The 25,685-nt window shown below is 31.0% G+C and carries 21 protein-coding genes and 1 pseudogene; 4 read left to right on the top strand and 18 right to left on the bottom strand.

Annotated features, from left to right (window positions below; genetic code table 11):
* Nucleotides 1-2 precede the first annotated feature (2 nt).
* Nucleotides 3-1,760 (top strand): M56 family metallopeptidase, encoded by a 1,758-nt coding sequence (locus tag IEW41_RS08980; protein ID WP_188606021.1) that lies wholly within the window; start codon nt 3-5, stop codon nt 1,758-1,760.
* 48 nt (nt 1,761-1,808) lie between these two features.
* Here IEW41_RS08980 and IEW41_RS08975 read toward each other — a convergent pair whose 3' ends face one another.
* Entirely contained in the window at nt 1,809-3,773 is a 1,965-nt protein-coding gene (locus tag IEW41_RS08975; RefSeq protein ID WP_188606020.1) for an endonuclease, read from the bottom strand.
* Between the two features lie 525 nt (nt 3,774-4,298).
* On the opposite strand from IEW41_RS08975, the gene IEW41_RS08970 reads away from it, so the two are divergent.
* Complete coding sequence (locus IEW41_RS08970; RefSeq protein WP_188606019.1) at nt 4,299-4,451, top strand: SsrA-binding protein; 153 nt, start codon at nt 4,299-4,301, stop codon at nt 4,449-4,451.
* Between the two features lie 142 nt (nt 4,452-4,593).
* On the opposite strand, the gene IEW41_RS08965 is transcribed toward IEW41_RS08970, so the two are convergent.
* From IEW41_RS08965 to IEW41_RS08900, 15 genes and pseudogenes are all read right to left on the bottom strand, one after another.
* The gene (locus IEW41_RS08965) at nt 4,594-5,127 is read right to left on the bottom strand and encodes a LacI family DNA-binding transcriptional regulator (RefSeq protein ID WP_188606018.1); all 534 of its coding nucleotides are present in this window, start codon (nt 5,125-5,127) and stop codon (nt 4,594-4,596) included.
* Nucleotides 5,127-5,801: a bifunctional 4-hydroxy-2-oxoglutarate aldolase/2-dehydro-3-deoxy-phosphogluconate aldolase gene (locus IEW41_RS08960; protein WP_188606017.1), complete on the bottom strand. Its 675-nt coding sequence runs from the start codon at nt 5,799-5,801 to the stop codon at nt 5,127-5,129. The genes IEW41_RS08965 and IEW41_RS08960 overlap by 1 nt, the downstream gene beginning before the upstream one ends.
* A gap of 9 nt (nt 5,802-5,810) precedes the next feature.
* Nucleotides 5,811-6,833 carry a sugar kinase gene (locus IEW41_RS08955; RefSeq protein ID WP_188606016.1) on the bottom strand — a complete coding sequence of 341 codons (1,023 nt, stop codon included), beginning with the start codon at nt 6,831-6,833 and terminating at the stop codon, nt 5,811-5,813.
* 143 nt (nt 6,834-6,976) lie between these two features.
* A complete protein-coding gene (locus IEW41_RS08950) occupies nt 6,977-7,741 on the bottom strand; it encodes an SDR family NAD(P)-dependent oxidoreductase (RefSeq protein ID WP_188606015.1) in 765 nt (254 codons plus the stop codon).
* A gap of 28 nt (nt 7,742-7,769) precedes the next feature.
* On the bottom strand, nt 7,770-9,071 hold the full coding sequence (locus tag IEW41_RS08945; RefSeq protein ID WP_188606014.1) for an MFS transporter: 1,302 nt from the start codon (nt 9,069-9,071) through the stop codon (nt 7,770-7,772).
* A 190-nt stretch (nt 9,072-9,261) separates the two neighbouring features.
* The gene (locus IEW41_RS08940; protein WP_188606013.1) at nt 9,262-9,963 is read right to left on the bottom strand and encodes a FadR/GntR family transcriptional regulator; all 702 of its coding nucleotides are present in this window, start codon (nt 9,961-9,963) and stop codon (nt 9,262-9,264) included.
* 132 nt (nt 9,964-10,095) lie between these two features.
* Complete coding sequence (locus tag IEW41_RS08935) at nt 10,096-10,953, bottom strand: polysaccharide lyase family 7 protein (RefSeq protein WP_188606012.1); 858 nt, start codon at nt 10,951-10,953, stop codon at nt 10,096-10,098.
* 18 nt (nt 10,954-10,971) lie between these two features.
* Complete coding sequence (locus IEW41_RS08930) at nt 10,972-11,988, bottom strand: PKD domain-containing protein (protein WP_188606011.1); 1,017 nt, start codon at nt 11,986-11,988, stop codon at nt 10,972-10,974.
* A gap of 22 nt (nt 11,989-12,010) precedes the next feature.
* Entirely contained in the window at nt 12,011-13,447 is a 1,437-nt protein-coding gene (locus tag IEW41_RS08925) for a RagB/SusD family nutrient uptake outer membrane protein (protein ID WP_188606010.1), read from the bottom strand.
* Between the two features lie 28 nt (nt 13,448-13,475).
* A complete protein-coding gene (locus IEW41_RS08920; protein WP_188606009.1) occupies nt 13,476-16,553 on the bottom strand; it encodes a SusC/RagA family TonB-linked outer membrane protein in 3,078 nt (1,025 codons plus the stop codon).
* Nucleotides 16,554-16,896: 343 nt separating this feature from the next.
* The gene (locus IEW41_RS08915) at nt 16,897-17,244 is read right to left on the bottom strand and encodes a cupin domain-containing protein (protein ID WP_188606008.1); all 348 of its coding nucleotides are present in this window, start codon (nt 17,242-17,244) and stop codon (nt 16,897-16,899) included.
* A gap of 52 nt (nt 17,245-17,296) precedes the next feature.
* Complete coding sequence (locus IEW41_RS14670) at nt 17,297-18,286, bottom strand: polysaccharide lyase family 7 protein (RefSeq protein WP_373282959.1); 990 nt, start codon at nt 18,284-18,286, stop codon at nt 17,297-17,299.
* Nucleotides 18,287-18,919: 633 nt separating this feature from the next.
* A pseudogene (locus IEW41_RS14665) lies at nt 18,920-19,351 on the bottom strand (polysaccharide lyase family 7 protein); the annotation flags it as partial.
* Between the two features lie 166 nt (nt 19,352-19,517).
* A complete protein-coding gene (locus IEW41_RS08905; protein ID WP_188606006.1) occupies nt 19,518-20,606 on the bottom strand; it encodes a T9SS type A sorting domain-containing protein in 1,089 nt (362 codons plus the stop codon).
* Nucleotides 20,607-20,632: 26 nt separating this feature from the next.
* On the bottom strand, nt 20,633-21,562 hold the full coding sequence (locus IEW41_RS08900; RefSeq protein WP_229660201.1) for a polysaccharide lyase family 7 protein: 930 nt from the start codon (nt 21,560-21,562) through the stop codon (nt 20,633-20,635).
* Nucleotides 21,563-21,647: 85 nt separating this feature from the next.
* Here IEW41_RS08900 and IEW41_RS08895 point away from each other — a divergent pair, with 85 nt between their 5' ends.
* Entirely contained in the window at nt 21,648-22,364 is a 717-nt protein-coding gene (locus IEW41_RS08895) for a ribonuclease activity regulator RraA (protein ID WP_188606005.1), read from the top strand.
* A gap of 396 nt (nt 22,365-22,760) precedes the next feature.
* Nucleotides 22,761-24,050, top strand: a complete 1,290-nt coding sequence (locus tag IEW41_RS08890; protein WP_188606004.1) for a tyrosine-type recombinase/integrase — start codon at nt 22,761-22,763, stop codon at nt 24,048-24,050.
* Between the two features lie 15 nt (nt 24,051-24,065).
* Here IEW41_RS08890 and IEW41_RS08885 read toward each other — a convergent pair whose 3' ends face one another.
* A complete protein-coding gene (locus IEW41_RS08885; RefSeq protein ID WP_188606003.1) occupies nt 24,066-24,404 on the bottom strand; it encodes a hypothetical protein in 339 nt (112 codons plus the stop codon).
* Nucleotides 24,405-24,420: 16 nt separating this feature from the next.
* Complete coding sequence (locus IEW41_RS14660) at nt 24,421-24,618, bottom strand: helix-turn-helix domain-containing protein (RefSeq protein WP_188606002.1); 198 nt, start codon at nt 24,616-24,618, stop codon at nt 24,421-24,423.
* Between the last annotated feature and the right edge of the window lie 1,067 nt (nt 24,619-25,685).

Genomic DNA, 25,685 nt, shown 5'->3' with positions numbered 1-25,685 from the left:
TTATGGACTATCTATTAAAAGCAAGTGCTATTGTTGTTATATTTTACGTATGCTATAAGTTATTATTACAACGTGAGACATTTTTCGCAACTAATCGTTGGTTTTTATTACTCGGATTAGTTGTTGCATCAATTATCCCAACAATAGTTATTCCAATATACATAGAATATTCGCCTCAAACTTTCGAAGGCATTATTATGACAGACTCTATTGTAGCACAAACTATAGAGAATCCCTTTGATTGGTTCCAGCTATTATTATGGACTTATTACGCTGGTGTTATTTTCTTTTTTGGACGACTATTCATTCAATTTTTCTCTTTACTTCAATTAGTTAGTTCGCATGAAAAATACACAAGTGGAAAATACATATTTGTTGAAACACATAAAGATATACCTCCTTTTTCATTTTTTAATTGGATTGTTTACAACCCTAATCAATTTAGCGATGAAGAGTTAACACTTATCATTAAGCACGAGCAAGTACATGCAAATCAGTTTCATAGTATTGATATGTTACTTTCACATATAGCAACTACTCTGTTTTGGTTTAACCCATTTGTATGGTTGTATAAAAAGGAGCTTCAACAAAATTTAGAATTTATAGCAGATCAAACTGCTCAAAACCAATCAGATTGCGAAAAAAGCTATCAAAAACTACTCCTTAAAGCTAGTATTCCGCATCATCAATTGATGCTTACAAATAATTTCTATAATTCATTAATCAAAAAACGAATCGTTATGTTACACAAATCAAAATCTAAAAAATTTAATGCATGGAAGTATACTTTAATTCTTCCTGCTATTGCGCTATTTATGATGAGCTTTAATACTAAAGAAGTACTTGTTAAAAAAAATCTTTCAGAAAATAATCCTTCTACAGAACATTTAAATTTTAAATCTAATTCTTCATTACTCAAAGACTTAGTTATTACTAAAGATTTTACTGATGCTGATATTGACAATCTAAAAAATGAACTTAAAAGCAAAGGTTTTGAATCTAAATTTAAAGGTATTAAGCGTAATGATAAAGGTGAAATTACTTCAATAAAAATTGAAATAAGTTCAGATGAGACTAACACCAATTTTCAAATTTCAACAGATAATCCTATAAAGCCAATAAGCATAATAATTGATGAAGAAAATAATAATGTCTCAATTAATACAATTGGCTTAAATAATGTAAAAGGCTATGTTTTTACAACAGAAGATGGAAACCATAAAATACAATCTTCAGGTAATGGCAGTAATGTTTTTGTGTTTTCTAGCGATGATAATGATGAAGGCGAAATTATTGAAGAAAAAATAATTATTATGAAAGATGGCAAAGAAGAGAAAAAACACAAGATAAAAAAGCTTCATTTTACTTCTGATGACGACAAAGAAACTATTATTGAGTTAGATGATAATGACAAAAAAGATATTATTTTTATCAAGAAAGATAAAGATGGCAAGCAAAGTAAAGATACTATTTGGCTAAAAAAAGAAAAGAATAAAGTGAATTGGACAAGTGATAAGGATGAAGATGTTGAAGTTATATTTGTTGAAAAAAAGGACAAAAAAGTTCAAGTGTTTACTGGTAAAGACGAAAGTCCATTAATCCTCCTAAACGGAAAGGAAATAACGAAAGAAGAAATGGATGCCATTAATCCAGATACTATTGAAAGTGTTAATGTTTTAAAAGGCACACAAGCAATAGAAAAACATGGCAAAAAAGCAAAAGATGGTGTTATAATAATAACTACCAAAAAGAAAAATTAGAACTCTTTTATATAAAAAAAGCCCAGTTTAAAAAACTGGGCTTTTTTTTTATTGTACTACAATCTTTTTAGTAATTGTTTTTCCTTCAGAAAACATCTTCAGTAAATATATTCCGTTATTGAGATTAAAGGTTAAAGATGTATCAGAGTTTATTACAACTTCAGATAGTTTGCGACCATCGACCGAAAAAACTTCAACAAGAGTTTCATTTGCAATTCCAGAAATATATAATTTATCTTTTACAGGATTAGGATATAATCGAATATTTAAATCTGAAACCTCATTAATACTTAATGATGGATCCCAAGCATTACCTACTTGATTTCCCCAAATATATTCAACCAAATCTGGATAGTCAATAAAAGGGTTTCTATTAAACTGCCAAGTATAAACTATATTGTTTCTATTCATTTCAAAATCATCTGGAGGATCATTTCTATGCCAATCTAAAAGAGTTGCTAAATCACCTAATTCTCCAACAGTACTCACAGGAAAACCATTAACTATAGCAAGATTATTATATCTAATAGCCATATAAAAAACACTTCTAGCTACATCACCTTTAAATTTACCTAAAGTACCACTTGGTCCATTATATTGTCCATAATGCTGATTACCTCTACTGCTATTTTCTGGACCATCAGCAGCTCGTAAAGCATGGGCATCTGAGTTTCCATGTCGTAAAGAATCTGCAGTGGTATTCCAAAACACATTTTTACCATCTGCTATATCATCTAAATCTATACTATTAAAACCACCTCTAGAACGCGGATAAGTATGTTCTCTATTCCATTTACCAATACTATTTGAAGTAGTTTGATAATCTAATTTTGCACGTCCAATTTCTTTATAAACTAACCAAACTTGGTTGCTATTTGCTGGATTTTGGTCTGCTTCTTTTAAAATATCAATAATATCTGTATACGTTTGCGCTCTTACAACACCTTCTTCTGCAATAATATCTTGCATCGCTTGTTTTAAATTACTTCCAGATAATCCATTTAAAGGATCATAATATCCATTTGGTTGCGTACTTGCCACAACTCCATAGGTAGGACTTATTGGTGTACCAAAAGCAGCCACTTGAAAATCGTTATCTACTGCTCTAATTCGTAAATTATTATTAAGAGACACAAAGCTTGGAGGTAATCCTGATAATTTAATAATCATTTCTTCATCTCCTTCATCAAGAATATCATCGGTTAAAGTTATAGTAGTAGACGTTGTGTTTTGACCATTTGGAATGGTTAAAGACGTATTACCTGTATAATCTGAAGTATTAAAAGTTCCGTTATTTAAGTTTAGTGAAAAATTAAGATCTGCTGTAACGTTTTGCTCAGTAGTAAAAACTATATTAAATGATTCTCCTTCATTATACATTGTTTGAGCTACACTAATTAAAACTCCATTTAGCACTACTCCACTACCATCGTTAAGCTGTCTTGGTGTAGGCACACCAGTAAAGTAAGTGCCATCATTATTTCTTTGAATAGAGTTCGTATTATTTCCTGGGCCTTCATTCTCAATTTGAATACCTGAATCGAATGCAGAAAAAATTGCAACTAATCCTAATCCATCTGAATCATTAGTTTGATACAACAATACATCTACAAGACTTGCGTCTACGTAAGCTAAAGTTCCATCAGGAAAATCTAAATCATCAGCTTGATAAATAGCAACTGCGTCAGCTCCATTTTGAATGAGATTTGGTGCAATTACATATTGCGGAAACGGATTAACCGTTGTACTTCCTATTAACAAAAGCCCATTAATATCAGTTTCATAACCATCTAAATCTAAAGCCAAATAACTTGTATCTCCTCCTGAAGCTGAGCCATTAAAAAAAACAACTACATATCCATCTAAAGGAAAATTAGGTGTATCAGATCTTAGTTCAACAAACTCTTTATCATCAATTCCAGGAGTATCACAATCAATCTCATTAATAACTAATTGACTCATCATAGAAGATGATATAGAAAAGAAAAACAGAAGTGTAATTATTTTTTTCATAAATACAATTTTACACAAAGGTAAGCATCTACAAATTCAATAGATAAAAAACGTACAAACAAATCGATTATTTAACATTAATGTAATTAAATAGAAATTACGATTAGCAGCAACAGGAAAAGATGAAGTTTATAAAAATGGTCGTTTTATTAATGAATATTGTCTTGGTAATTAAAAAACACACTGAAAACGCCCTACATATATTACATTTTAACATATATAATCAATTTTATATATAAAATTGAAACTTATTTGAAGACCATATATATTTTATTAAAATACTTATCATCTTTTTAGTTATAAATGTAAATTCAATTACATTAATTTTTATTGAATTTCTTGGAGGTAAGATTACTAAAAATATATATTGAAAACTCAATCAAAAAAAATTAACCTATTAATCATTAAAACTTAAAATTATGATGACAATTGCTAAACTACTAATCGATATAATTTTTTCGATTAATTAAACAGAATCAAAAATGTAGAACTTAGTTCTAGAATAAGTTTTATTATTTTTGTGAAATGAAAAAGCAATTATTCAAAATTTTAGCTAAAGTTAATAAGGTTATCTTACCAAGTTTATCTAAACAACAAGTAGATTTAGCAAAAGCCACAAAACTACAAATGGCTCTTATTGGTTGGCGTTGGTATGTAACCAAAAATGCCCTAGATTAAACATTACAGCTTTACAACTAAAATATTTTTTTTGAATAACCTGTTATTTATAAGCCAAACTGCTATAGAGAAGTTATATTAGAAGGCAGTATTAACTTATGTTAGAATTAAATTTAGGTGTTATAAAAAATTAAAATTGATCTTAAAGTACTTTTATAAGCAACTCATTAAAATAGTGCTTTGCTAAACTCTTAACATTACCTTCTTCAAGTTGGATTTTTTCTGCCTCTAAAAAAATAGTTGGAATAGTATTCTCATTCTGAAGTTTTTCCATTAAGCACGTATTACTTGAACTTGATAGTACTAATGCTCCATCAACACTTCCGTCGTTAATTAGTTTAAAACATTCTTTTTCTTTTTTATGTGAAGTAAATGACTGAAAAACTAACAATCGATAGCCCATGTCAAAAGTGTAGCTTTGAATCTCTGACAATAATCTTCCATAAAGATTGTCGAAAATTTGTGGAATAATTATAGCAAAGGTTTTGTTCTGCTGTTTTCTTAAAGAGATTGCATAATAATTAGGCACATAATTATGCTTTTTTGCAATACTTAAAATGGTTTCTCTAGTTTCTAAACTTATATCTTGTTTGTCATTTAATGCTTTAGATACTGTAGAAACCGAATAGCCCGAAAGCACTGATATTTTTTTAAGGGTCATTGCAGACTGATACATTATTTCTTGCTTTTAATTTTTTTAATATGAGCTATTGCAGCTTTTGTTAGTGATTCTATTTTTGAATAATCAAAAACTCCCTTACTATCTTTAGCAATAAGTTTTGATCCTATACCAACACAGGTAACACCTGCATTAAACCACGACTCCAAACTTTCTTTTGTAGGTTCTACTCCTCCTGTTGGCATAATACTTGTCCATTGACAAGGTCCTTTTATGGCTTTCACAAAATTTGGACTGTACGCATCACCAGGAAACAATTTCACTATTTCGCAACCTAGTTCTTCAGCTTTTGCTATTTCTGTAAGTGTAGCACAACCTGCCGACCATAATACTTTTCGACGATTACAAACTATTGCAATATCTTCACGCAAAACAGGCGTAACAATAAAGTTAGCTCCTAACTGCATATATAATGAAGCTGCTGCTGCATCAGTAACCGACCCAACTCCTAAAGCCATTCCTGGTAGTTCTGCGATTGCATATTTATTAAGTTCTGCAAACACTTCAAAAGCAAAATCACCTCGGCTTGTAAACTCTAAAAGGCGAGCGCCTCCATCATAGCAAGCTTTTAATACTTTTTTACTTACTTCAATATCATGATGATAAAACAAAGGCACTAGTCCTGTTGTACTCATCAGTGTAGCAATTTCAATTCTTGTAAATTGTGCCATAATTTTATTTTATCTTGAGACTTTTCCTGAAAAATCTCCACTTATTAATTTTTCGATTTCATCTAAGGTTATTAAGTTATAATCGCCCGAAATCGTGTGTTTTAAACAACAAGCAGCCACTGCAATATCAAGCGCTCTTTGCTTATTGTTTTTATCATTTACCAAACCATAAACCAATCCACCCATAAATGCATCACCACTACCAACTCTATCTACAACTGGTGTAACTTCTTTAACATCGGCATTAAATATTTTTTTTTCGTCATATAAAATTCCTCCTATACGCTGATGTGAAGCACTTACCGAATAACGAAGTGTTGTTGCTACAATTTCAAGGTTTGGACATTCTTTAAACAGCCTGTCATAAAGCACAGGTAGCGACTTTAAGTCTTGATAATTAGGTTCTACTTTATCTTTACCTAGCATAAAATATGCTGTATCAATATCACCAAGTATAATATTGCTATAGTGAAGCAATTGTGGCATAACTTCACTTGGAGCTTTACCATATTGCCACAATTTTGATCTGTAATTTAAATCACAAGAAATTGTTATTCCTAATTGATGCGCTGCCTTAACAGCTTCCATACATTCATCAGAAGCCGATTTTGATATAGCTGGTGTAATACCACTCCAATGAAACCATGTGGCATCTTTTAAAACATTTTTCCAATCTATTGACCCTTTTTCAATCGTCGCCATAGAACTGTTTGCTCTATCATAAACCACATTACTTCCTCTTGTGCCAGCTCCTGTTTCAAGAAAGTAAATACCTAATCGGTCACCACCATAAATAACATTTTGATTTTGCACATTAAACTTTCGCATTTCTTTTAATGCACAAGCACCAATTTCGTTTTTTGGAAGTCTCGTAACAAATTCAACTGGAATGCCATAATTGGCCAATGAAACTGCTACATTAAACTCACCTCCACCATAAGAAGCTGCAAACATCTTTGCTTGAGAAAACCTTAAATGGCGTTCGGTTGAAAGGCGTAACATAATTTCGCCAAAAGTGACTACTTTGCTCATTTTTTGAATTTTATTACTAATCTTAATTTCTTAAAAACCAAATAGTTTTATTATTTAATGACTCTTCTAAATTAATTAAACTTAAAGGTTTAAAAAAGAATCTATTTAAAAATAAAACTATTTGAATTACTAAATTTTTAATTTTAAATTCCTAAAGCTTGTCCTCCACCAATTTGAATAGTTTCAGCTGTTATAAAAGATGCATCTTTACTTGCTAAAAATGATATAACTGAGGCTACATCTTCTGGTTGACCTAGTCTTCCTAATAATATATTATCCTTCCATGAAGCAAAAACCTCAGGTTTTGTTGATTTTATTTGAGCATGAAAAGGTGTATCGATAGTACCTGGTGATACGGCATTTACTCTGATTCCATATTCAGCAAGGTCTTTTGCTAATGCTCTAGTTATCGAGTGAACACCTGCTTTAGATGTTCCATAAACACCTGCTCCTGGTCCACCTGCAGTCCATGCTGCATTTGACGTAAAGTTAATAATAGAAGCATTATCTCCCTTTTTCAAGAAAGGTATTGCAGCTCTTGAAGCAAAAAAGACAGAATCTAAATTAAGTGCCATAACAAATCTGTAAAAATCAGTAGTCATGTCTTCAAATCTAGATCTTCCACCTAGTCCACCTGCATTATTAACAAGTACATCAATTCTACCATATTTTTTTCCAATGCTATTGATGTTTGTAGTTACTTGTTTTTCGTCAGTAACATCAAAACCATAATATTCTGCATTAATTCCAAGTTTCTCTAGCTCTTTTACTCTTTCAGCACCTGCTTGATCTTCAATACCATTTAAAACAACAGTATAACCATCTTTACCCAATCTTTTTGCTACTTCAAAACCAATTCCTCCTGTAGCTCCTGTAATTACAGCTACTTTCCTGTTTAAATCACTCATACTTAATCTATTTATTTAATATTTTATATTAATTTTTTGCTTTTAATGGTTCAATTTTTGGACATAAAAACCAAACACTAGCCATTACAATAAAAGCTAAAGCTGCTCCTACAATAAATGCTGGAGTATAATTTCCTCCTGATGTCAAAAAAGGAACTAACATAGTTAAACCCACTCCTGCAAATTTTGCTGACATACCTGCAAACCCTGATAATGTCCCAACTGTATTTTTTCCAAATAAATCACTTGGCAATGTTTGTATGTTTCCTATTGCTGTTTGAAATCCAAATAAAACTACTGCCATTATAATTACAGCATTAATTGGTTCACCTGGATTAGCTAACATTAATAATGCAGGTAGCATTATTAAACATCCTAATGTAATTACCATTTTTCTGGTTTTATTAATAGACCATCCTGCCTTTATTCTGTTTTGGGCTAACAAACCTCCAAAAAAGGCTCCAAGCATAGCACCTACATAAGGCACCCAACCGTAAATACCTATTTCTTGAACATTAAATCCATAAACATCATTTAGGTAAATTGGAATCCAAAAAACAAAAAGCCACCAAATTGGATCTATAGCTGCAGAAGCAATAATTACTCCCCAACTTTCCTTATGAGATAACATTTTTCCAGTTGATGGATTATATTCTTCTTCTAAAGGTTCTACATTTTTTGTTTCTTGCTTTTTTTGTCCAGACAAAATATAAGCTCTTTCTTCTTCAGTAAGCCAAGGATGCTTATTTGGTGGTGCCTTCATGAATATTACCCATGGGATTAACCATAATAATCCTATCAATCCTACTACAACAAAAATCATTTGCCAACTTAAATAAATTGTAAGAAAAGCGATTACTGGTATTGAAACAATACCTCCAATGGCTGCGCCAGAATTAAAAATACCTTGGGCAAATGCTCTTTCTTTTGATGGAAACCATTCTGCGTTTGCTTTTGCTGCTCCAGGCCAATTACCTGCTTCAGACACACCTAGAATGGATCTAAAAATTGAAAAACTCATAACACTATTAGCAAATGCATGTAAAGCTGTAGCAATAGACCAAAACCCAATGGATAAAACGAACCCTATACGAGATCCAACTTTATCAAATATTTTTCCGAAAATAAGTTGACCAAAAGCATATGAAAATAAAAACACTGAAGAAATCCATCCATATATTGCTTTCCTTTCATCCATTGATTTATCAGGATATAATTCAGCAGATATATCTGGCCAAAGCACGTTTAATGATTGTCTATCTATGTAATTAATGACTGTTGCAAGTGCAATTAGAGCAATAACCCACCATCTTAATCCTTTTACTTTCATTTTTTATATTTTTTAAAACAACAGAATAATCTCATATACATGAGAACTCTTATCGGTTTTATGATTAAAAGTAAATTGATTAATTTTCAGTTAGCTGATTGTTAACTGAATAATTTACTTTCCCTCCATTATTATTTTTTTTAAAAAGTAAATTGTGCACTTTACTTTTTATTATTTTATTGATTTAGCTTTAAATGTTGTAACAATACTTATACAACTCTTTAAAATGATCTTTCATTTTTTGCTTAGCTTCTTCAGTATCTTGCTTTTTTATAGCCTCATAAATTGCCTCATGCTCTTTAATACCAATAACTGGTTGATTTTTATCACATACATGATATTTTTCAAAGTTGGTAATAATCTCTGGTGTAATTATTAGCATGAAAGTATTCATTGTGCTATTGCCACATGCTTTAGCAATTGCTAAATGAAATAATAAATCTTCTTGAACTGCATTTTCGCCATTTAGTACTTTTGCTGTGTAAGCATCTAAAGCCTCTCTCATTTGAACAAGATCTTCATTAGTTCTTCTTAAAGCCGCTAGTCTTGCTGTTTTAAGCTCTAACAAAATTCTTGTCTCAACTAAAGATTTAAAATCTGGTTCTTCTAAACGCAAAATATCTTCAATCATACCATTCATAGCTATAACACCAATATTTGCTACAAACGTGCCACTTTGTGGCATTGATTTTAAAAGACCATAATGTTCTAATTTTTGAATAGCATCTCTAACGTTACTTCTAGTTACACCAAACTTTTCTGAAAGACTTCTTTCTGAAGGCAACTTATCGCCAGGTTCAAGATTTTTTAAATTTATTAAGTCTCTAATCTTTGAGATTATATCTTTCTGTATGTACTCGCTTTCATTTTTAGTAAGTATTTCTAATTTCATAATCTATAATTGGTTAACCAGGTTTAATGTTAAATTTATAAAAAAAACTTTAACAATTTTCTTGAATTTTACTGATCCGCTTTAGACCAGTAAAACTCAAAAAAGGCATAAATTTAAACTAATCAAATAAACTTAATGTGTTACTTCTAAACTATAATAGTTGACTCTTGCAAATGCTCCTTCATCTCTTGATTGAAAATAATTCCCTGCTTTAAAGTAATTTTCAAAAATTCCCCATTTTCTCATATGCACATTTTCATACACTTTATATTCACTGTTATTCAATATAACAACCATTTTTCCTTCAGAAACCTGAACCTCTAGTGTGAATTTTTTAAAACCAACTTCTTGCTCAAAATTAAACCCTTCATCATCGTCCCACATTTCTTCATGAAGTAAGTCATTACCTGTTGCATTCAAGTCTTTTAAAATTTTTGTTTTTACTCTTATTTTTCCATTTTGCCAATATATTTTCAAAATTGGAGGCGCATTGTTATCTTTTTGACCAATTAAATCACGTTGTTCATTAGTTAACCTACCATGTATTTGCATGATTATGACTTTGTGATATTTCCCATCTGCTCCTCTACTTACTTCATCCATTTGAAGTTTCCCTTTCATATTAGCTCCTTGGGCAAAGGTCCAATTGGTGTTATTATCACCTGGAACCATTTGTTCTCTCAATTCTGATCTTGAATATTTTGTATTTGCCGTAGTTGCTTCACTTGGGTATGCATAGAAAACCAGAGCTCCTTTAATTGAATCGTTATACATATATGGCTTTAAATCTTCATTTGTGCCATATTCCATAATAGCAGGAGGTTCAACACTTATTGGTTTACCATTCTTACCTACAGCTGGAGTTGTTACCGACCAATGAGATAAATCTATTTCTGGCAACTTATATTTGTTTCTCTTTTTATTTTGACAACTTGCGTTGATTGAAATACTAAAAGCAATCAATAAAATTAAAGCCTTAAATGCATTCATAAACTAAATTATTCCTTTTTAATTGTTTGCAGTAATGGTTACAGAATCCATTCTTATTTCCTCATCACCACTATTATATCCAAAATTACCACCAGCACCACCAGTAGCAGGTCCACCTATACCTCTTACAAATAGAGCAACGCTATCATTAGCCCCTGAATTAAAAATAAAGGTATAAGCATTATAACTTGTATTGTTAGGATGAACAATTGTTTCATTTAAAAGATTATTTGCAGCCATTTCAACCTGTGAAATTGAAGTATAACCCCAATCTTCTTGTGGGAAGTCTACTGTATTAGTATAATATGTTGGCATATAACTATTTATGTATCCAGAACCCGCTAAAACTCTTAACTCTAGTGAGCTAGGATATGATCCTCCTATCGAACCCTGAAAGGCTACAACTACTGTCATTGTGTAAAATGAATTTGGTGTAACTTCAAATTCTTGATATATATGATCTGGTTCATTATTGTCGAATTTAATAACGTTATTAGAACCACCATTACCAGAACTAGACTCACCTTGGTCTCCAATATCTTTGTTAATCCATCCAGCGCATGAACAATCTGAACCTGAAGATTTAGGTAGTAAATCAAAGTCAGCATTGATTATAATTGGATCAGGAACTGCTACCGCTTCTGGCTCAACCACTTCAATAATTTCAGAATAGGTACTAGTAACACCTAATGCATCAGAAGCAGTTAAAGTAACTGTATAAGTTCCTTCTCCTGGATAAGTATTAACTCCATCTATAGCTGTTGAAGTGTTTCCGTCTCCAAAATCCCAAGCATAAGTTGTTGCGCTTGTAGAAAAATTTGCAAAATTATACATTCTCCAGTCTATTGTGCTTTGAGTAGCAGAAAAATTAGCTGCTGGAGGTGTAGCATCTGCAATAGTCCCTTCATCAGGTAAATCGAACTCTAAAGCACTTAAAGAAGGATCACATGACACTAAGGCTATTGACGCTATCATCAAAAAAACTAAACTCAAATAAAGTTTATGTTTTTTTCTTGTTTGTTTTATTAGTTTCATAATATTGTTTTTATTTATCTTATTAGTAACCAGGATTTTGTTGCATCATACCTCTACTCAAGTTAATTTCACGTTGAGGTATTGGTAGTAAAATATCTGTAGAATTAAAACTATAACCATTTGCAGCTGAAAATGCCGAAAGCACATCTTGAGCAGCGCCTAAACGAATTAAATCGAATAGACGATGATTTTCGAAAGCCAACTCCACACGTCTTTCATCTAATAACTCTTGTTTAGTAATAGTACCATCATCATCTCCTAATAAACCAGCACGTAAACGAACAAGCTCAAAAGAATCTAATGCAGCTTGTACTGAAGTTGAATTGTTTCCAGCCATAATAGCTTCTACGTGCATTAATAAAACATCGGCATAACGTATTACAATCCAATCATTACCTGCTGCTCTAGGGTTACTAGTAAAAACTACTCCTGTTGGGCCTCCGTTTTCACCATTTGGAAAATATTTAGCTACTTGTCTTTGAGTAGGTTGAGCAGGATCTAAACGGTAAGAAAAAGGAGCTCTTGTGCCTCCAAGTGCATCAAGTGCTGCTGCCGCTTCAGTTGTAACATAATTTACTCCACTTGATCTACCAACAGAGTTTAACCACTCTGCAGAGAAACTTTGACTATCTGTTGCTGGGTTAGAAACAAAACCAATAGCAAAAATAATTTCATTTGTGTTCTCTGTATAAAACACATCGTTAAAATTAGGTTGTAAACCAAAGCCGCTTCCCATAATTGCCTCACATAATTGTTGCGCTTGAACATAGTTAGTACCAAGTGTTAAATATACCTTTGCTAATAATGCTTGGGCTGCTGCTAATGAGGCTCTATTTTTATATGTGTTATCTAATGATGCAATAGCTGTTGTAAGGTCGCTAACAATAAGCTCATACACTTGGGCTTTTGGCACTCTTGTAAATTGTATTTCAGTATCAGCAATACCAATAACTCTATCAGCTAAAGGGATGTCTCCAAATAATCTTACTAAATTAAAATGTGCATAAGCTCTAACGAATTTAGCCTCAGCTTCAATTTTTGGAGCGTTAGCTTCTGATGCAACACCTAAATTAGCTAATACTATATTTGCTCTATTAAGAACATCGTAAAAACTGCGATAGTAATCATACACAATACCATTTGTTGGTCTTAATGTATAGTTTTCAAACTGAGCTGCCTCTCCCTCACTACTTTTAGTTCTAGTATTATCACTTCGCATTTCGGTTACATAAAATTCAATTTGAATAGCGTGATTTAATCTTGAATCTGAATTATCAAGAGCATTTACTCCTTGTATTCCGTCATACATATTAATTACACCATTGAGTAATTCTGTTTCATTAGCGTAAAATGTATCAGCAGCAATTGCAGATGTTGGTACAGGACTCAAAAAATCATCCTCGCAAGCAAAAAATGCTAGTGCTAATATTAAGAAATAAGGTTTTTTAAATAGTTTCATAATATATGTTTTTACTTATATTTATTTTTTAAAATTCTATATTAAGACCAAGTGATATGGTTCTGTATATTGGTGAACCTGCTCTTTGGTATCCATACGTTGTTGGACTTGTATTATCAATAGATTCAGGATTAAATCCAGTATAATTATCAGCAGTAAAATATAAAAGGTTTTGACCTGCTGCATAAAATCTTGCTTTACTTAATCCTAACTTATTTGCAAAATCTTTTGAAAAGCTATAACCAATATTAACATTACGAAGTGAGATGTATGATGCATCTTGAATGATGTCATTAGTAAAAATTTTCTCTCTAATAAATCCTTGATTTGGAGTTGTTGCTGTATTAAAATCTTGAGAACTATTAAAATGATTAAATAAATATTGGTCTCCCATATTTCTCACTTCAGCACCATGACTTCCTTGAAACATAAAGCTTACATCTACATTTCCAATCTCAAATTCATTAGTAAAACTCCATATTAAATCTGGATAAGGATCGCCAAGAATTGTTTTATCATCGTCATCAATTAATCCATCTCCATTTAAATCTTTAACATAAACATCTTGAGCTTGAGCGCCAATTGGGAAATACGGATTAATAATATATTCTAATGGAATGTCTCGATCAACAACCCATCCATAAAAAGATGATATTGGGTTTCCTATTAAGTTAATCCATTCTGCTGCTCTTTTGTCATCAACATTTTGAATAAGACCATTTGAATCACCAAAACTTACTAATTCATTTTTGTTTACTGATGCTAATACAGTAGAAGTCCATTTAAAGTTTTCATTTGAAACATTTCTTGTTCTTAGTTCAAGTTCAAAACCTCTATTTTCTACTTCACCTAAATTTACAATAGCTTCTGTGAACCCTGTTGTAGCAGATATAGGGTTGTTTAGTAATAATTGGTCACTATTTCTTTTATAAAATTCAAATGAACCAGAAACCACATTATTAAACAAACCAAAATCAACTCCTGGATTAATTTCAATAGATCTTTCCCATTGTAAAAATGGATTTGCAATATTAATTGGATCAAAACCAGTAACTAAATTATTATCTACAACTGCAGTTGAAGCAATTAATAAAGCCATATAAGGGTAATTATCAATTAAATCGTCTCCTGTATCTAAATTTAGGTTTCCAGTAACACCATAACTAAATCTGAACTTTAAGTTATTAATTACCTCGCTATCTCTCATAAAGTTTTCTTTAGAAATCACCCAACCAAGAGATGCTGCAGGGAAATTACCATACTTATTATTTGGACCAAATACAGAACCTCCATCTCGTCTAAAGCTTAATGAAGCAAGATATTTATCTTCATAAGCATAATTTAATCTTCCAAATAATGACAATAATCGTCTCTGATAGTCTAATGATATTTTTTCATTAATTAAAGTTGCTGCTGAAAGTGTTTGAATATATTCGTTTTCATATCCTGCACCAGTAATACTCTTATAAGATGTATCCCATTTTTCTGCCGCAAAACCAGCAACAGCACTTACATCATGACCTCCAAACGTTTTGTTATAAGATAAATAGTCCTCAGTAACTATATGTATTACGTTTTCATCTGCTAATGTTAACTCAATTGCTGATGGACCAATATTATTAGATTTTTCTCCTATAAACCTTCTATTGTTTGTGTTTTGAAAATCTCCACCTATTGACCCTCTAAAAGTTAGATCATCAGTAATGTTATATTGTGCATAGAAATTTCCGAATAATTTAAACTTCAGATCACGACGATCTCTTTCTAATACTTTTGCAGCTGGATTAGTGTTAGATGTATCACTAATATCTGTTCCACCAGAAGCAACAGGCATCATTGAATTTAAATCGAAGTCATCAAACATTCTCTGTTCTGCATAATCACCTATTTGTGCATTTGCCCATCTTCCATTCTCTCTTAAGCGGTTTACAAATTGAATAGAATGTTCATCTAAATAAAGAGGCAACCAAGGTGATTGTCTTAATATATCATGTGTTGATCCATCAAAGCGTATTCTATTTGTATAAGATGGAGAAAAAGTACCTCCAATAGTAAATTTGTCGCTTAATTTTGAATCAATACTAATTCTTCCATTATATTTTTTGTAATCATCTATAATTAAAACACCTTCATCTTGAGAATAGCCTAGAGAAACACTAAATTTTGTTCGTTCACTTCCTCCTCTTGCACTAAATGCAAAATTGTTAATAGTTCCACCATTAAAAATAATGTTTTGCCAATCATTATCAATCCCTAATAATTGTATGTATTGAGCTCTACTAGAAAGTGTACCTGTATCGGCTAGCTCTCTTGCTACCTCATCTTTAACTGAAAAATAATAAGCCTCACTTTGCCTGGCTTCTTTACGCCCTGTAAATGTATTGAATGAGAATTTTGTTTTTCCTTCCTTACCTTTTTTAGTTGTAATCATAATGACTCCATTTGCACCTCGAGAACCGTAAATAGCTGATGATGCTGCATCTTTTAGCACTTCAAACGAATCAACATCATTCATATCTAAAGATCCTAAAAAATCTTCATCTACTGCTAAACCATCTACTACAATTAATGGAGAAGAGCTTCCTGCTAGTGAACCCGTTCCTCTAATTCTAATAGTTGGAGCAGATCCTGCATCACCTTCGGTAGTTTGTATATTAACACCTGAAACTTGACCAACAAGAGCATCATCTACTCTCGCCGTTGCAATCTGGTCTAATCCTTCATTAACTACTTTAGAAATTGAACCCGTTAAATGGCTTTTCTTTTGAGTACCATATCCAACAATAACAACTTCATCAAGTTTATTTAAGTCTTCAACTAATGAAATGTTAAGCTCTTTTTGATTATTAATAATTACAACTTGAGTAGCAAAACCTATATAAGAAAAAAGAAGCACGTCTCCTTTTTTTACTTCAATTTCGTAGTTACCATCAAAATCAGTTGTAGTTCCCTTTGTAGAGTTTTGTATAATAACATTTACTCCAGGAATAGGTTGCGTATCTTTTATTGAAACGACTTGACCTTTTAACAAGTACTCGCCTTGCGCAAACAATGAGACATTAAATACCATTATAATAATTAATGCCAACTTAAATTTTAAATTCATAATTGGTTGTTTTTGTTAAAGTGCTTTTTTAGATTATTATCACGTTAATTATCCACTTTATCACAACTCATGTTAAACATAAATAAAATTGTTTTGTATTTTTGCTTAATATGTTATGTGACAAACACGACATGTATAGATTTACTTCCCTCCAAAGAAGTAATTACCTTAAAAGGATAGGTGTGCACCTGTCCTTTTTTTATGGTTAAAAATCCAATTAATAAATTGGTTAACCAATCTGGTTTACCAAATATATGTAAATTTTTGTTAAATACAACGTTTTCGTAAAAAAAATTGGAAATTTTAAGATTTTCGTAAAAAAATTGTTGTTAAAATGAGAAAACTATTTTATAAAGTCTTCACGGATTGGGCTAAAGACATCTATTAAGATCCCTTCTTCTTTACAAATAGCTCCATGCAACACATGTGGTGGTATATATACAGTGTCTCCTCCTTTTACAGTTTTAGTTTCCTCGCCAATTGAAAATTCAAAGGCACCACTTTCAACATAAGTCACCTGGCTATGGTAATGTTCATGTTTATAACCAATTCCTCCTTTTTTAAAATGTACTTTTACAAGCATGATTTTGTCATCATAACCCATTATTTTTCTTTTTACACCTTCACCAACTTCTTCCCACTCTAAATCTTGGTCTAAAATAAATTCTTTACTTGCTCCAAATGTTTTCATACTATATATTTCTTATTATATTAATTCAATTCTTGCTGCCTAGCTCTTACATCTATTTTTGAGGTGTACCAGGTCCTACAGTTGCTTCTCTAAACCATACCTCAGTGTAACAGCCATTTTCATATTGCTTAGCTATATCACCACCATAAGTCTCGGCACCTGCACACCAAACCATATTAGTTTCAGGGCTTTTCCCGTTGGTTTGGTTATATGCGCCTTGTTTAAAATAACCTAATTCACCCTTATAAGCGGTAGCTCTTTCGGTACCATCTTGACCAATTGGCACAAATAATTTCTTAACTTGAGCTGGCAGGTCTGACGTATTTACGTATTCAGATTCAATTAAATTTTTAGTAAACGTTTTGGTTTCATGCCCTTCACTTGTAAACGTTAAATACATTATGCCTTCATAAACATTTACTTCATAACTAAACTCTTCTCCTAATTCAATCCCATTTTCAGGTTCAGCAGGATAGTCGTCTTTACTTGTTCCAATTACAGACATATCATGTCCCCAAACTGCACTAGAATAATCCCATCTTCCAGAATTATCATCACCTTCAGTATTAATTTCATAATTCCAAAAAACAGAACCTTTACTATGTCCAGGGAATTTCTTATAAAATATTTTTAGTGGTTCGTTTTCATGCCCTTCGCCACTATGAATCTGCCCTACAACCACTGAGTAAGAGGCAGCAACTCTGGCATCACCAGAAGTAGAAACCTGCATAACCTTGCATGTACCTGTGAGCTTACCTCCTTCTTCAGGTGTCCATTCTCTTTTTTCATGCAACTCTGTTCTTGTGTTACTTGAGTTTTTTGAAGTAACACCAGAATTAGGTGTTTTATATACTACCCAACGTCTAGTGCCATCAATTACTGTATAGAAAAAATCTTTATGTTCAAAATCAACCAAATTGTCAACATTCGTTCCATCACCCATTAGCATTTTAAATTTATCCATAAATGGGATTACTTCACTTGGATAAACTGTTTTTGTACTTAAACCATCATTAGCTTGAAAATACCCTTCATTAGAAATAGCATCATCACTAATGGTGATATTTGCTGATTTAAACCAAACCTCGGCGTAATTACCATCTGCATATTGTTTTTGGACATCTCCACCATGTGTTTCAGCACCTGAGCACCATACTTTATTCACTTTAGGATCTTTACCATTTGTTTGATTATAACAACCTAGTTTAAAAAAGAGCCCTTCACCTGTGTAAGCTTCTTTACGTTCCACTCCATCTTGACCTATTGGTACAAATAAGTTTTTAACTTGAGTAGGCATGTTTTTACGTTCTGCATATTCAGACGAAATAAGGTTTTTGGTAAATGTTTTTGTTTCATGCCCTTCGCTAGTAAATGTGAGATACATAACACCATCTTTAACTTCTACTTCATAACTTAATTCTTCACCTAAAGCAATTCCATCTTCTGGTTCTGGTGGATATTTATTTTTATCTGTCCCAACAACAGAAAAGTCATAACCCCAAATTGGGTATGAATAATCCCATCTGCCTGAATTATCATCACCTTCAGTATTGATTTCATAATTCCAAAAAACAGAACCTTTGGTATGACCAGGAAATTTTTTATAAAATAATTTGAATGGTTCATTTTCATGTCCATCTGCACTATGAATTTGTCCAATTACCACAGAAAATGTTGATGCAACTCGTGCATCTCCTGTAGTTGAAACATTCATTACTTTCACTGTTGCACTTAATTTAGCTTCATCCATTGGCGACCACTTTTTTAATTGAGCTAGTTCAGTCCTTGTATTGTTTGAAGTACCATGAGTATTACCAGCATTAGGTGTTTTGAATACTACCCAATCGCCACTATTATCTTTGCTAGTGTAAAAGAAGTTTTTGTTTTCATAGTTTGTTGCCTGACCCACATTAGATCCATCACCTAAAATTAAATTCCAATGTTGGAAAAATGGTATTATGTCATTTGCATTGCTCCCTATTTCTACCTTTTTATTATGGTTAACATAATTTTTATTTTTGTTTCCAGAACAGCCACTAAACAACAAAATAACACTTATAATTATTGAATAATGTGTGAAAATTAATTTAAAAGTTTTGAAGTTCATGTTATAGGATATTTCGGTTATATTAAAAGTAATAAATATGATTTTTATGTTTTACTATTAATAAAATTACTCAATTATATTTTTTTATACTCTGATTTTAGTTGTAACCATACTAAATATAAGAAAGCCTTTTGTAAAAGGCTTTCTTAATTGTTTTTTGATATAATTACTCTTTAATAATTTTTCTCGTTAATGTTTTTCCGTCAGCATTAATTTTCATTATATAAATACCATTAGTTAGGTTAGATATATCTATTTGGTTATTATTTAACCCATTTTGTTGAAATACTCTTTTTCCTAAAACATCATGAATTTCTACTGAAGAAACTTCAAAAGAATTAGATTCAATATTTAGAATGTTTTTAGTTGGGTTAGGATAAACTTTAACATTAGAATAATCAAAAGTATTCACAGATAAAGTGTTTTGAGAAGGGTTTGGTGATCCAATATGATTTAATTGTGACCCTTCAAAACTTTCAGGATATGCTCTAATTTGTCCAGCTGTTGATGTTGAACCCATATACCAATTTGGTAAATTTCCGCTAGGCAAATCTCCTCCTACCCAATCAGAAGTAGTTTCATCGTTAGTTAATGCAGAACCTGTTGAGTTTCCAATTCTTGCAACATAATCAAATTGTGTACCTCCTGTAGAAACAACTAATACTCCACTAGATGGAAATACAGTTGGTGGTGTTTGTGCTAAATCATTTTCTAAAAATCCAATACTAGAATAGCAGTATGCTTGTGCAGAGCTATCATTATCTTTTAGAAGCGAAATTGCGTCTAAAATAGTCCACGTATTGTACGGACTTCCATCTGGTATACCATCATTATCACTATCAATATCATCACTGTCTGATGGAGGTGTTGTAGTTTGAATTAAAAGAAATGTGTGTGATTGACTTTCTAAATCTGCAGGTTTAATATCTAATGCTACGTTAGCTGCAGGGTTTACTAGTGATGCAGCTTGATATGCATTACCTGTAGTTAAAAGTACTAAATACCCATTAGAACCTATAGTTTGCCCTGTTAAATCAATAACTTCATTAACATCACCAGGATCATTACCATCTCCTTCAATGGTTAAAAGGTAAACATTTGTTAAAGGCGCATTAGCTGTTCCTCTAATCTCAATATACTCGTTAGGAGCATCGGTTCCTGGAGGATCAACCATAATTTCGCTTAAATAAAATTGTGCATTAGCCAATTGACATGTCATCAATAGCATTAATAGTAATTGTAGTTTTGTTTTCATAATTTGTATTATTATTTTGTTAGTAGTTAATGTGTTACATTTAAATTGTAATACTTTATATAAGAAAAAGCTGTAGGCTCAGTTGTTACCAAATAGTTACCTGCTTTAAAGTAGTTTTCAAAAGGCCATTTTGATAAACTAACATCTTGATATATAAAAGGCGGATTATTGTTTAATTGTAATTCTAATTTACCTTGAGTAGCAATAATTTTAAAAGTAAAAGGCTCAAAACCAACATATCCAAAATTGTGCTTTATATCGTACCATGTACTTGAAGACACATCAAGAAGATCATCCCCTTCAGTGGATTCATCTAAAAGTGATTTTTTGTGAGCCCATAAATAGCCATCTTTCCAATACATTTTTAGCAATGGAGGTCCATTATTAGATGAAAAATTGTGTGTATTCATATCCTCTTGTGAAATAATACCATGTATTTGCATAACTATAACATTATGATAAGTACTACTACTTTGCGAGTTTTCTGAAATAGACTGAACCTTTAACTTTCCAGTCATTACACCTCCTTCAGCTAAAGTCCAATTATCTTTAGAATTAGAAGGATTTATTAGTTCTCTTAATTCGGTTCTTGAATAAGAACTATTAGCAGTTGAAACAGCTGGATATGTATAAAACACTATTGAAGCATCTGTTGTGTCATCATACATAAATGGTTTAACTTGGGTTAATGTTCGGTAGCCGTTATTCACTAGTTGTGATGGTTGATATTCGTCTGGGCTACCATTATTATTAGCGTCAATTGGAAGTGTTATTTTCCAATTTGAAAAATTAATATCAGCATAAATTGCTACTTCCTCATTATTTCCATTTGGGTCTATAGTTTCTTCGTCACTAATATTTTCAGTCGAAGAACAGTTAACAACCAAGAAAAAAAGACTTGCAATAGCTATAAAACTTATTAAAACAGCCCTTAATTTATTTAGTATAGTCATCATAAAAAATAATTGGTTTACCAGATTGGTTTACCAAATATATGTATATTTGTTTAAGAAACAAATCTTTATATCATATATTTACTTAATGGAGACATTATCAAAACAAACTAGAGAAAAATTACTTAGCATAAGTACAGCTACTATTGCTACATGTTTATATAAAAAAGGGTTTAAAAATCAATTTATACAAAATGTAGTTCCGTTAAAAAAAATGGAAACAAATATGGTAGGTGAAGCTTTCACTTTACGCTACATTCCTTCACGAGAAGATTTAAATCCAATTTCTGTTTTTAAAGATAAAACTCATCCGCAGCGTGTTGCTATTGAACAGTGCCCTAAAGGTAGTATATTAGTTATTGATAGTCGTAAAGATGCTAGAGCAGCATCTGCAGGATCAATTCTTATTACAAGGCTTATGGTTAGAGGTGCTAAAGGAATTGTTACTGATGGTGGCTTCAGAGATTGTGCAGAGATTTCAAAATTAAATTTTCACTCATATCATCAAAAACCATCTGCACCAACAAATTTAACTTTACATCAAGCTATTGATATTAATGTTCCTATTGGATGTGGTGATGTTGCTGTATTTCCTGGAGATATTCTAGTTGGAGATGATGATGGTATCATGGTAATTCCTGCTCATATAGTAGACGAGGTAGCTAATGAATGTACAGAAATGTCTTTATTTGAAAACTATATTATTGAAAAAGTAAATGAAGGACAGTCAATTATTGGTCTTTACCCAGCAACAGACAATAAAATTATTGAAGACTATAAGAAATGGTTAGAATTAAAAAAATAAAAACCTTATAATCAATAGTAGGTTAAAAATTGTAACACTCCTACGCCAAAATGGTAATTAATTCAATAACAGATATTTAAATTACTTTAAATCACAGTTTTTATACCAAAAAAAGGCATTTAAAAATTAAATATAATCACATTAGAAAATAAAAAATCCTAACTAATTGATTAACCAATTGTTAGGATTTTTTCCGTGACCTCGACAGAATGGTTTTTAAAACCATTTTGTGCCAAAATTGCCGTTTTATAAACGTTTTTAATGAAATTTTATAGAAAAATTTCTCTAAAACGGACATAAATAGACATAAGTAGTCACAAAAATGGTCACAAATTTAAAGCCATTTGAAACCATCATTTATCTTAAAATACAATTTAAGAACTAATAAATGAGGTTATGAATTTTCAATTTAAAATTAGAAACGGTAAAAAAAACGCAACCATTCTTTGTGAACTTAGATTTGGCAAAAACATTAGAATACGTAAGTCAACATCTTTTGCAATTCCAATGCAATCTATAAAATATTGGGATTCTAATAAACAGTTATTAAAACTTCCTAATGATATTCTGAATGGAGATCACATAAATAATAGGTTAAATGAACTTAGAACAAAAGTGTATTCTGAACTTTCATCTTTTAGCCAAGATACTACTCATATAGATAAAAAATTACTTCTAGAAAAACTAAATTCTATCCTCACACCTTTAGAAATTGTTGAAGAAAAGCTAGAAGAACCTACTAAACCAAAATTAGTAATGGATTATTTTCAATGGTATATTGATTTCTATTCCGAGCATATATCTCCAAATACTGGAAGCGTTCTTGGTAAAGGAACGCTGTCAACTTACAAAAATGCGTTAAGATTTTTAAGAGATTATCTTGAATCAAATAATATTAAAGACTTTAAATTTAATGATATCAACAAAGCATTTTATTATGACTTTATTGATTATGGTCAATACCAAGGATATTCCAAAAACTATATTGGTTCAATTATACAAAAAACCAAAACAATCATCCGATCAGCCTTTGATGAAGATATTCATTCCAATAGTGAATTCAGAAAGCGTTATTTCAAAAAGTTCAGTGAAGAAGTTAATCATCCTTATCTTACGGAAGATGAAATCTTATCTCTTTATAATCTTAAAATTAAAAATAAGTATCTTGATAACATAAGGGATATATTTATCATAGCTTGCTATACTGGACTCAGAATTGGAGACCTTATGGGTTTTCTTAAAAATCCAAAAGTTGAAGAGTTTAATGGTAGAAAACATATTCATATTATTCAGAACAAAACCAAAAGGCCCGTTTTTATTCCATTAAAGCAAATTGTTCTAGATATTTTAGGCAAAAGAAAAGGAAGCTTCCCTCCTTTTATTCATCAAAATTTAATCAATAAAGAAATTAAGCTTCTACTGAAAAAATGTGGCGTAATTGAACCTTATGAAGTAGAAAAAACGATAGGCGGAAAATCTGTTTTCATTTCAGAGCCTAAATATAAATTTATTGGTTGCCACAGTGCGAGAAGAAGCTTCTGTACCAATGCCTATAACTCTGGTATGCCTCTTCAAGATATTATGGTGTTTTCGGGTCATAGTTCAGAAAGAATGGTATTGCTTTACATTAAAGCTTCAGCTAGAGAAAAAGCCAAAAAAGTTTCTGATCATGTGTTTTTTAATTAACTCTTAAAACTATTATTAAAAAGGGATTGATTCCTTCAATTTTTTTAGTTGCTTTAAATCTTGACTAAGTATTATTTTTTTAAATAGTCCATCCCAATAATCCTCTGACTCATGTTCAGCCTCATTCATTTTCTTTGTAGCTGTATCCAAATTAGCAGTAATTGACTTTATTTCATCATCAATATATTTGACTATTGATTCCTTGTATTTTAGAAAAAACTGATATACACGATTTCTTAAACCATTTTCATTATTATAATAATAACGACAGTAATCATTACAAAAAATTTTATCACTTCTACCATCTATAATTGAATCCCCACAATTTTTACAACTTTTTAATTCATTTTCCATATCGCATAATTTATAATTAATCTTCAAAATTTATAAACTTAGGTATGGGAGATTTTAAATTCTCCTCTGTCAAGGAATCTGCATATATTAAAACACGTCTTCCTCCATAAGGCTTAAATGCCTTAATCCTACCCTCAGATACATAACGATCAACTTGTCTTATACTAATTGATAAAAATTTGCTTGCCTCTTTTCTTGATAAATATATCCACATAGCTTGTGATTTTTAATTAATAATTAAAATTCGCAAGGAATTCTTTAATGACAAAGAAAAGTGTGAACTATAAAAACGATTTTAAAGCTTAGTTTCCTTTAACGCTATATTTTAACATTTTTAAAGTCTAAAGGACAATTTTTAGAAAAGTGAGCATAAAATAATGAATCATTTTATCTTTCCATAATGGATTCTATTTAGACGTAGAAATTTAGAAAAATCGAGATGACTGATTTATGTTTCGTGTAATTAAATCAAAGGCATGTACTACATCTCAAACTACCAATAGGTGTATCACTCGTGTACTAGCTGTTTTACTCAATTATTAAGTAAATTACTCGGCTAATTAAGCATATTACTCCCTTATATAAGCTTATAGTTTATATAACCACCTTAATAATCTTTTTCTTTTAATGCTTTTGTTTTCAGTTGATTATTTTGACTTATACTTTTCATTTTACTTACAATTCTTCCGATAATTCAAGAGTACCATTTAGCAACTAGTATAATCCTTTTTGAAGTTGAAGATAATAAGACTGTATGCATTAGAAGTATAAGATTCCCAATTACTATAAGAACTACCTGTGTTTGTGTTTCTTCTTTCTTGCTTTGCGGAAACGATAAACGATATGACTGTTTATCACCGATAGAGTTATATAAGAATCAATTCTTTTAATATTATTATACATATATAATAAACATTAAAATCAGCAATTTAAAAATAAGTGTATTTAAAGGATATTATTATAATTTTAATAGCATTTACAATATTTTTTATAGTCTAGAAACTATAAAGGTTCAATAATTCTAAATTTAAAGAAGTCCTTTTACTATATACTCTATTAATATTTACAGCCTAATTCCTATTATATAAAACAGAAAAGTGGAATCAATATTAATTCCACTTTTCTAAATAAAATATAAATCTTTTATTTACTGTTTAGTTAATCTGATAACAGATTGTGCAGGCGCATTACCACACATGCTTTCTGTATTCTCAGTGAAATTAATAGTTATAACCGTATCATTAGCCGGATCATATGTTGCATGAGTAGTAGCAGGTCCAA

The organism is Aquaticitalea lipolytica (assembly GCF_014641635.1).
Lineage (GTDB): Bacteria > Bacteroidota > Bacteroidia > Flavobacteriales > Flavobacteriaceae > Aquaticitalea > Aquaticitalea lipolytica.
The sequence above is the reverse complement of the archived record's forward strand: the minus strand, read 5'-3'. Positions and strand labels throughout refer to the sequence as shown.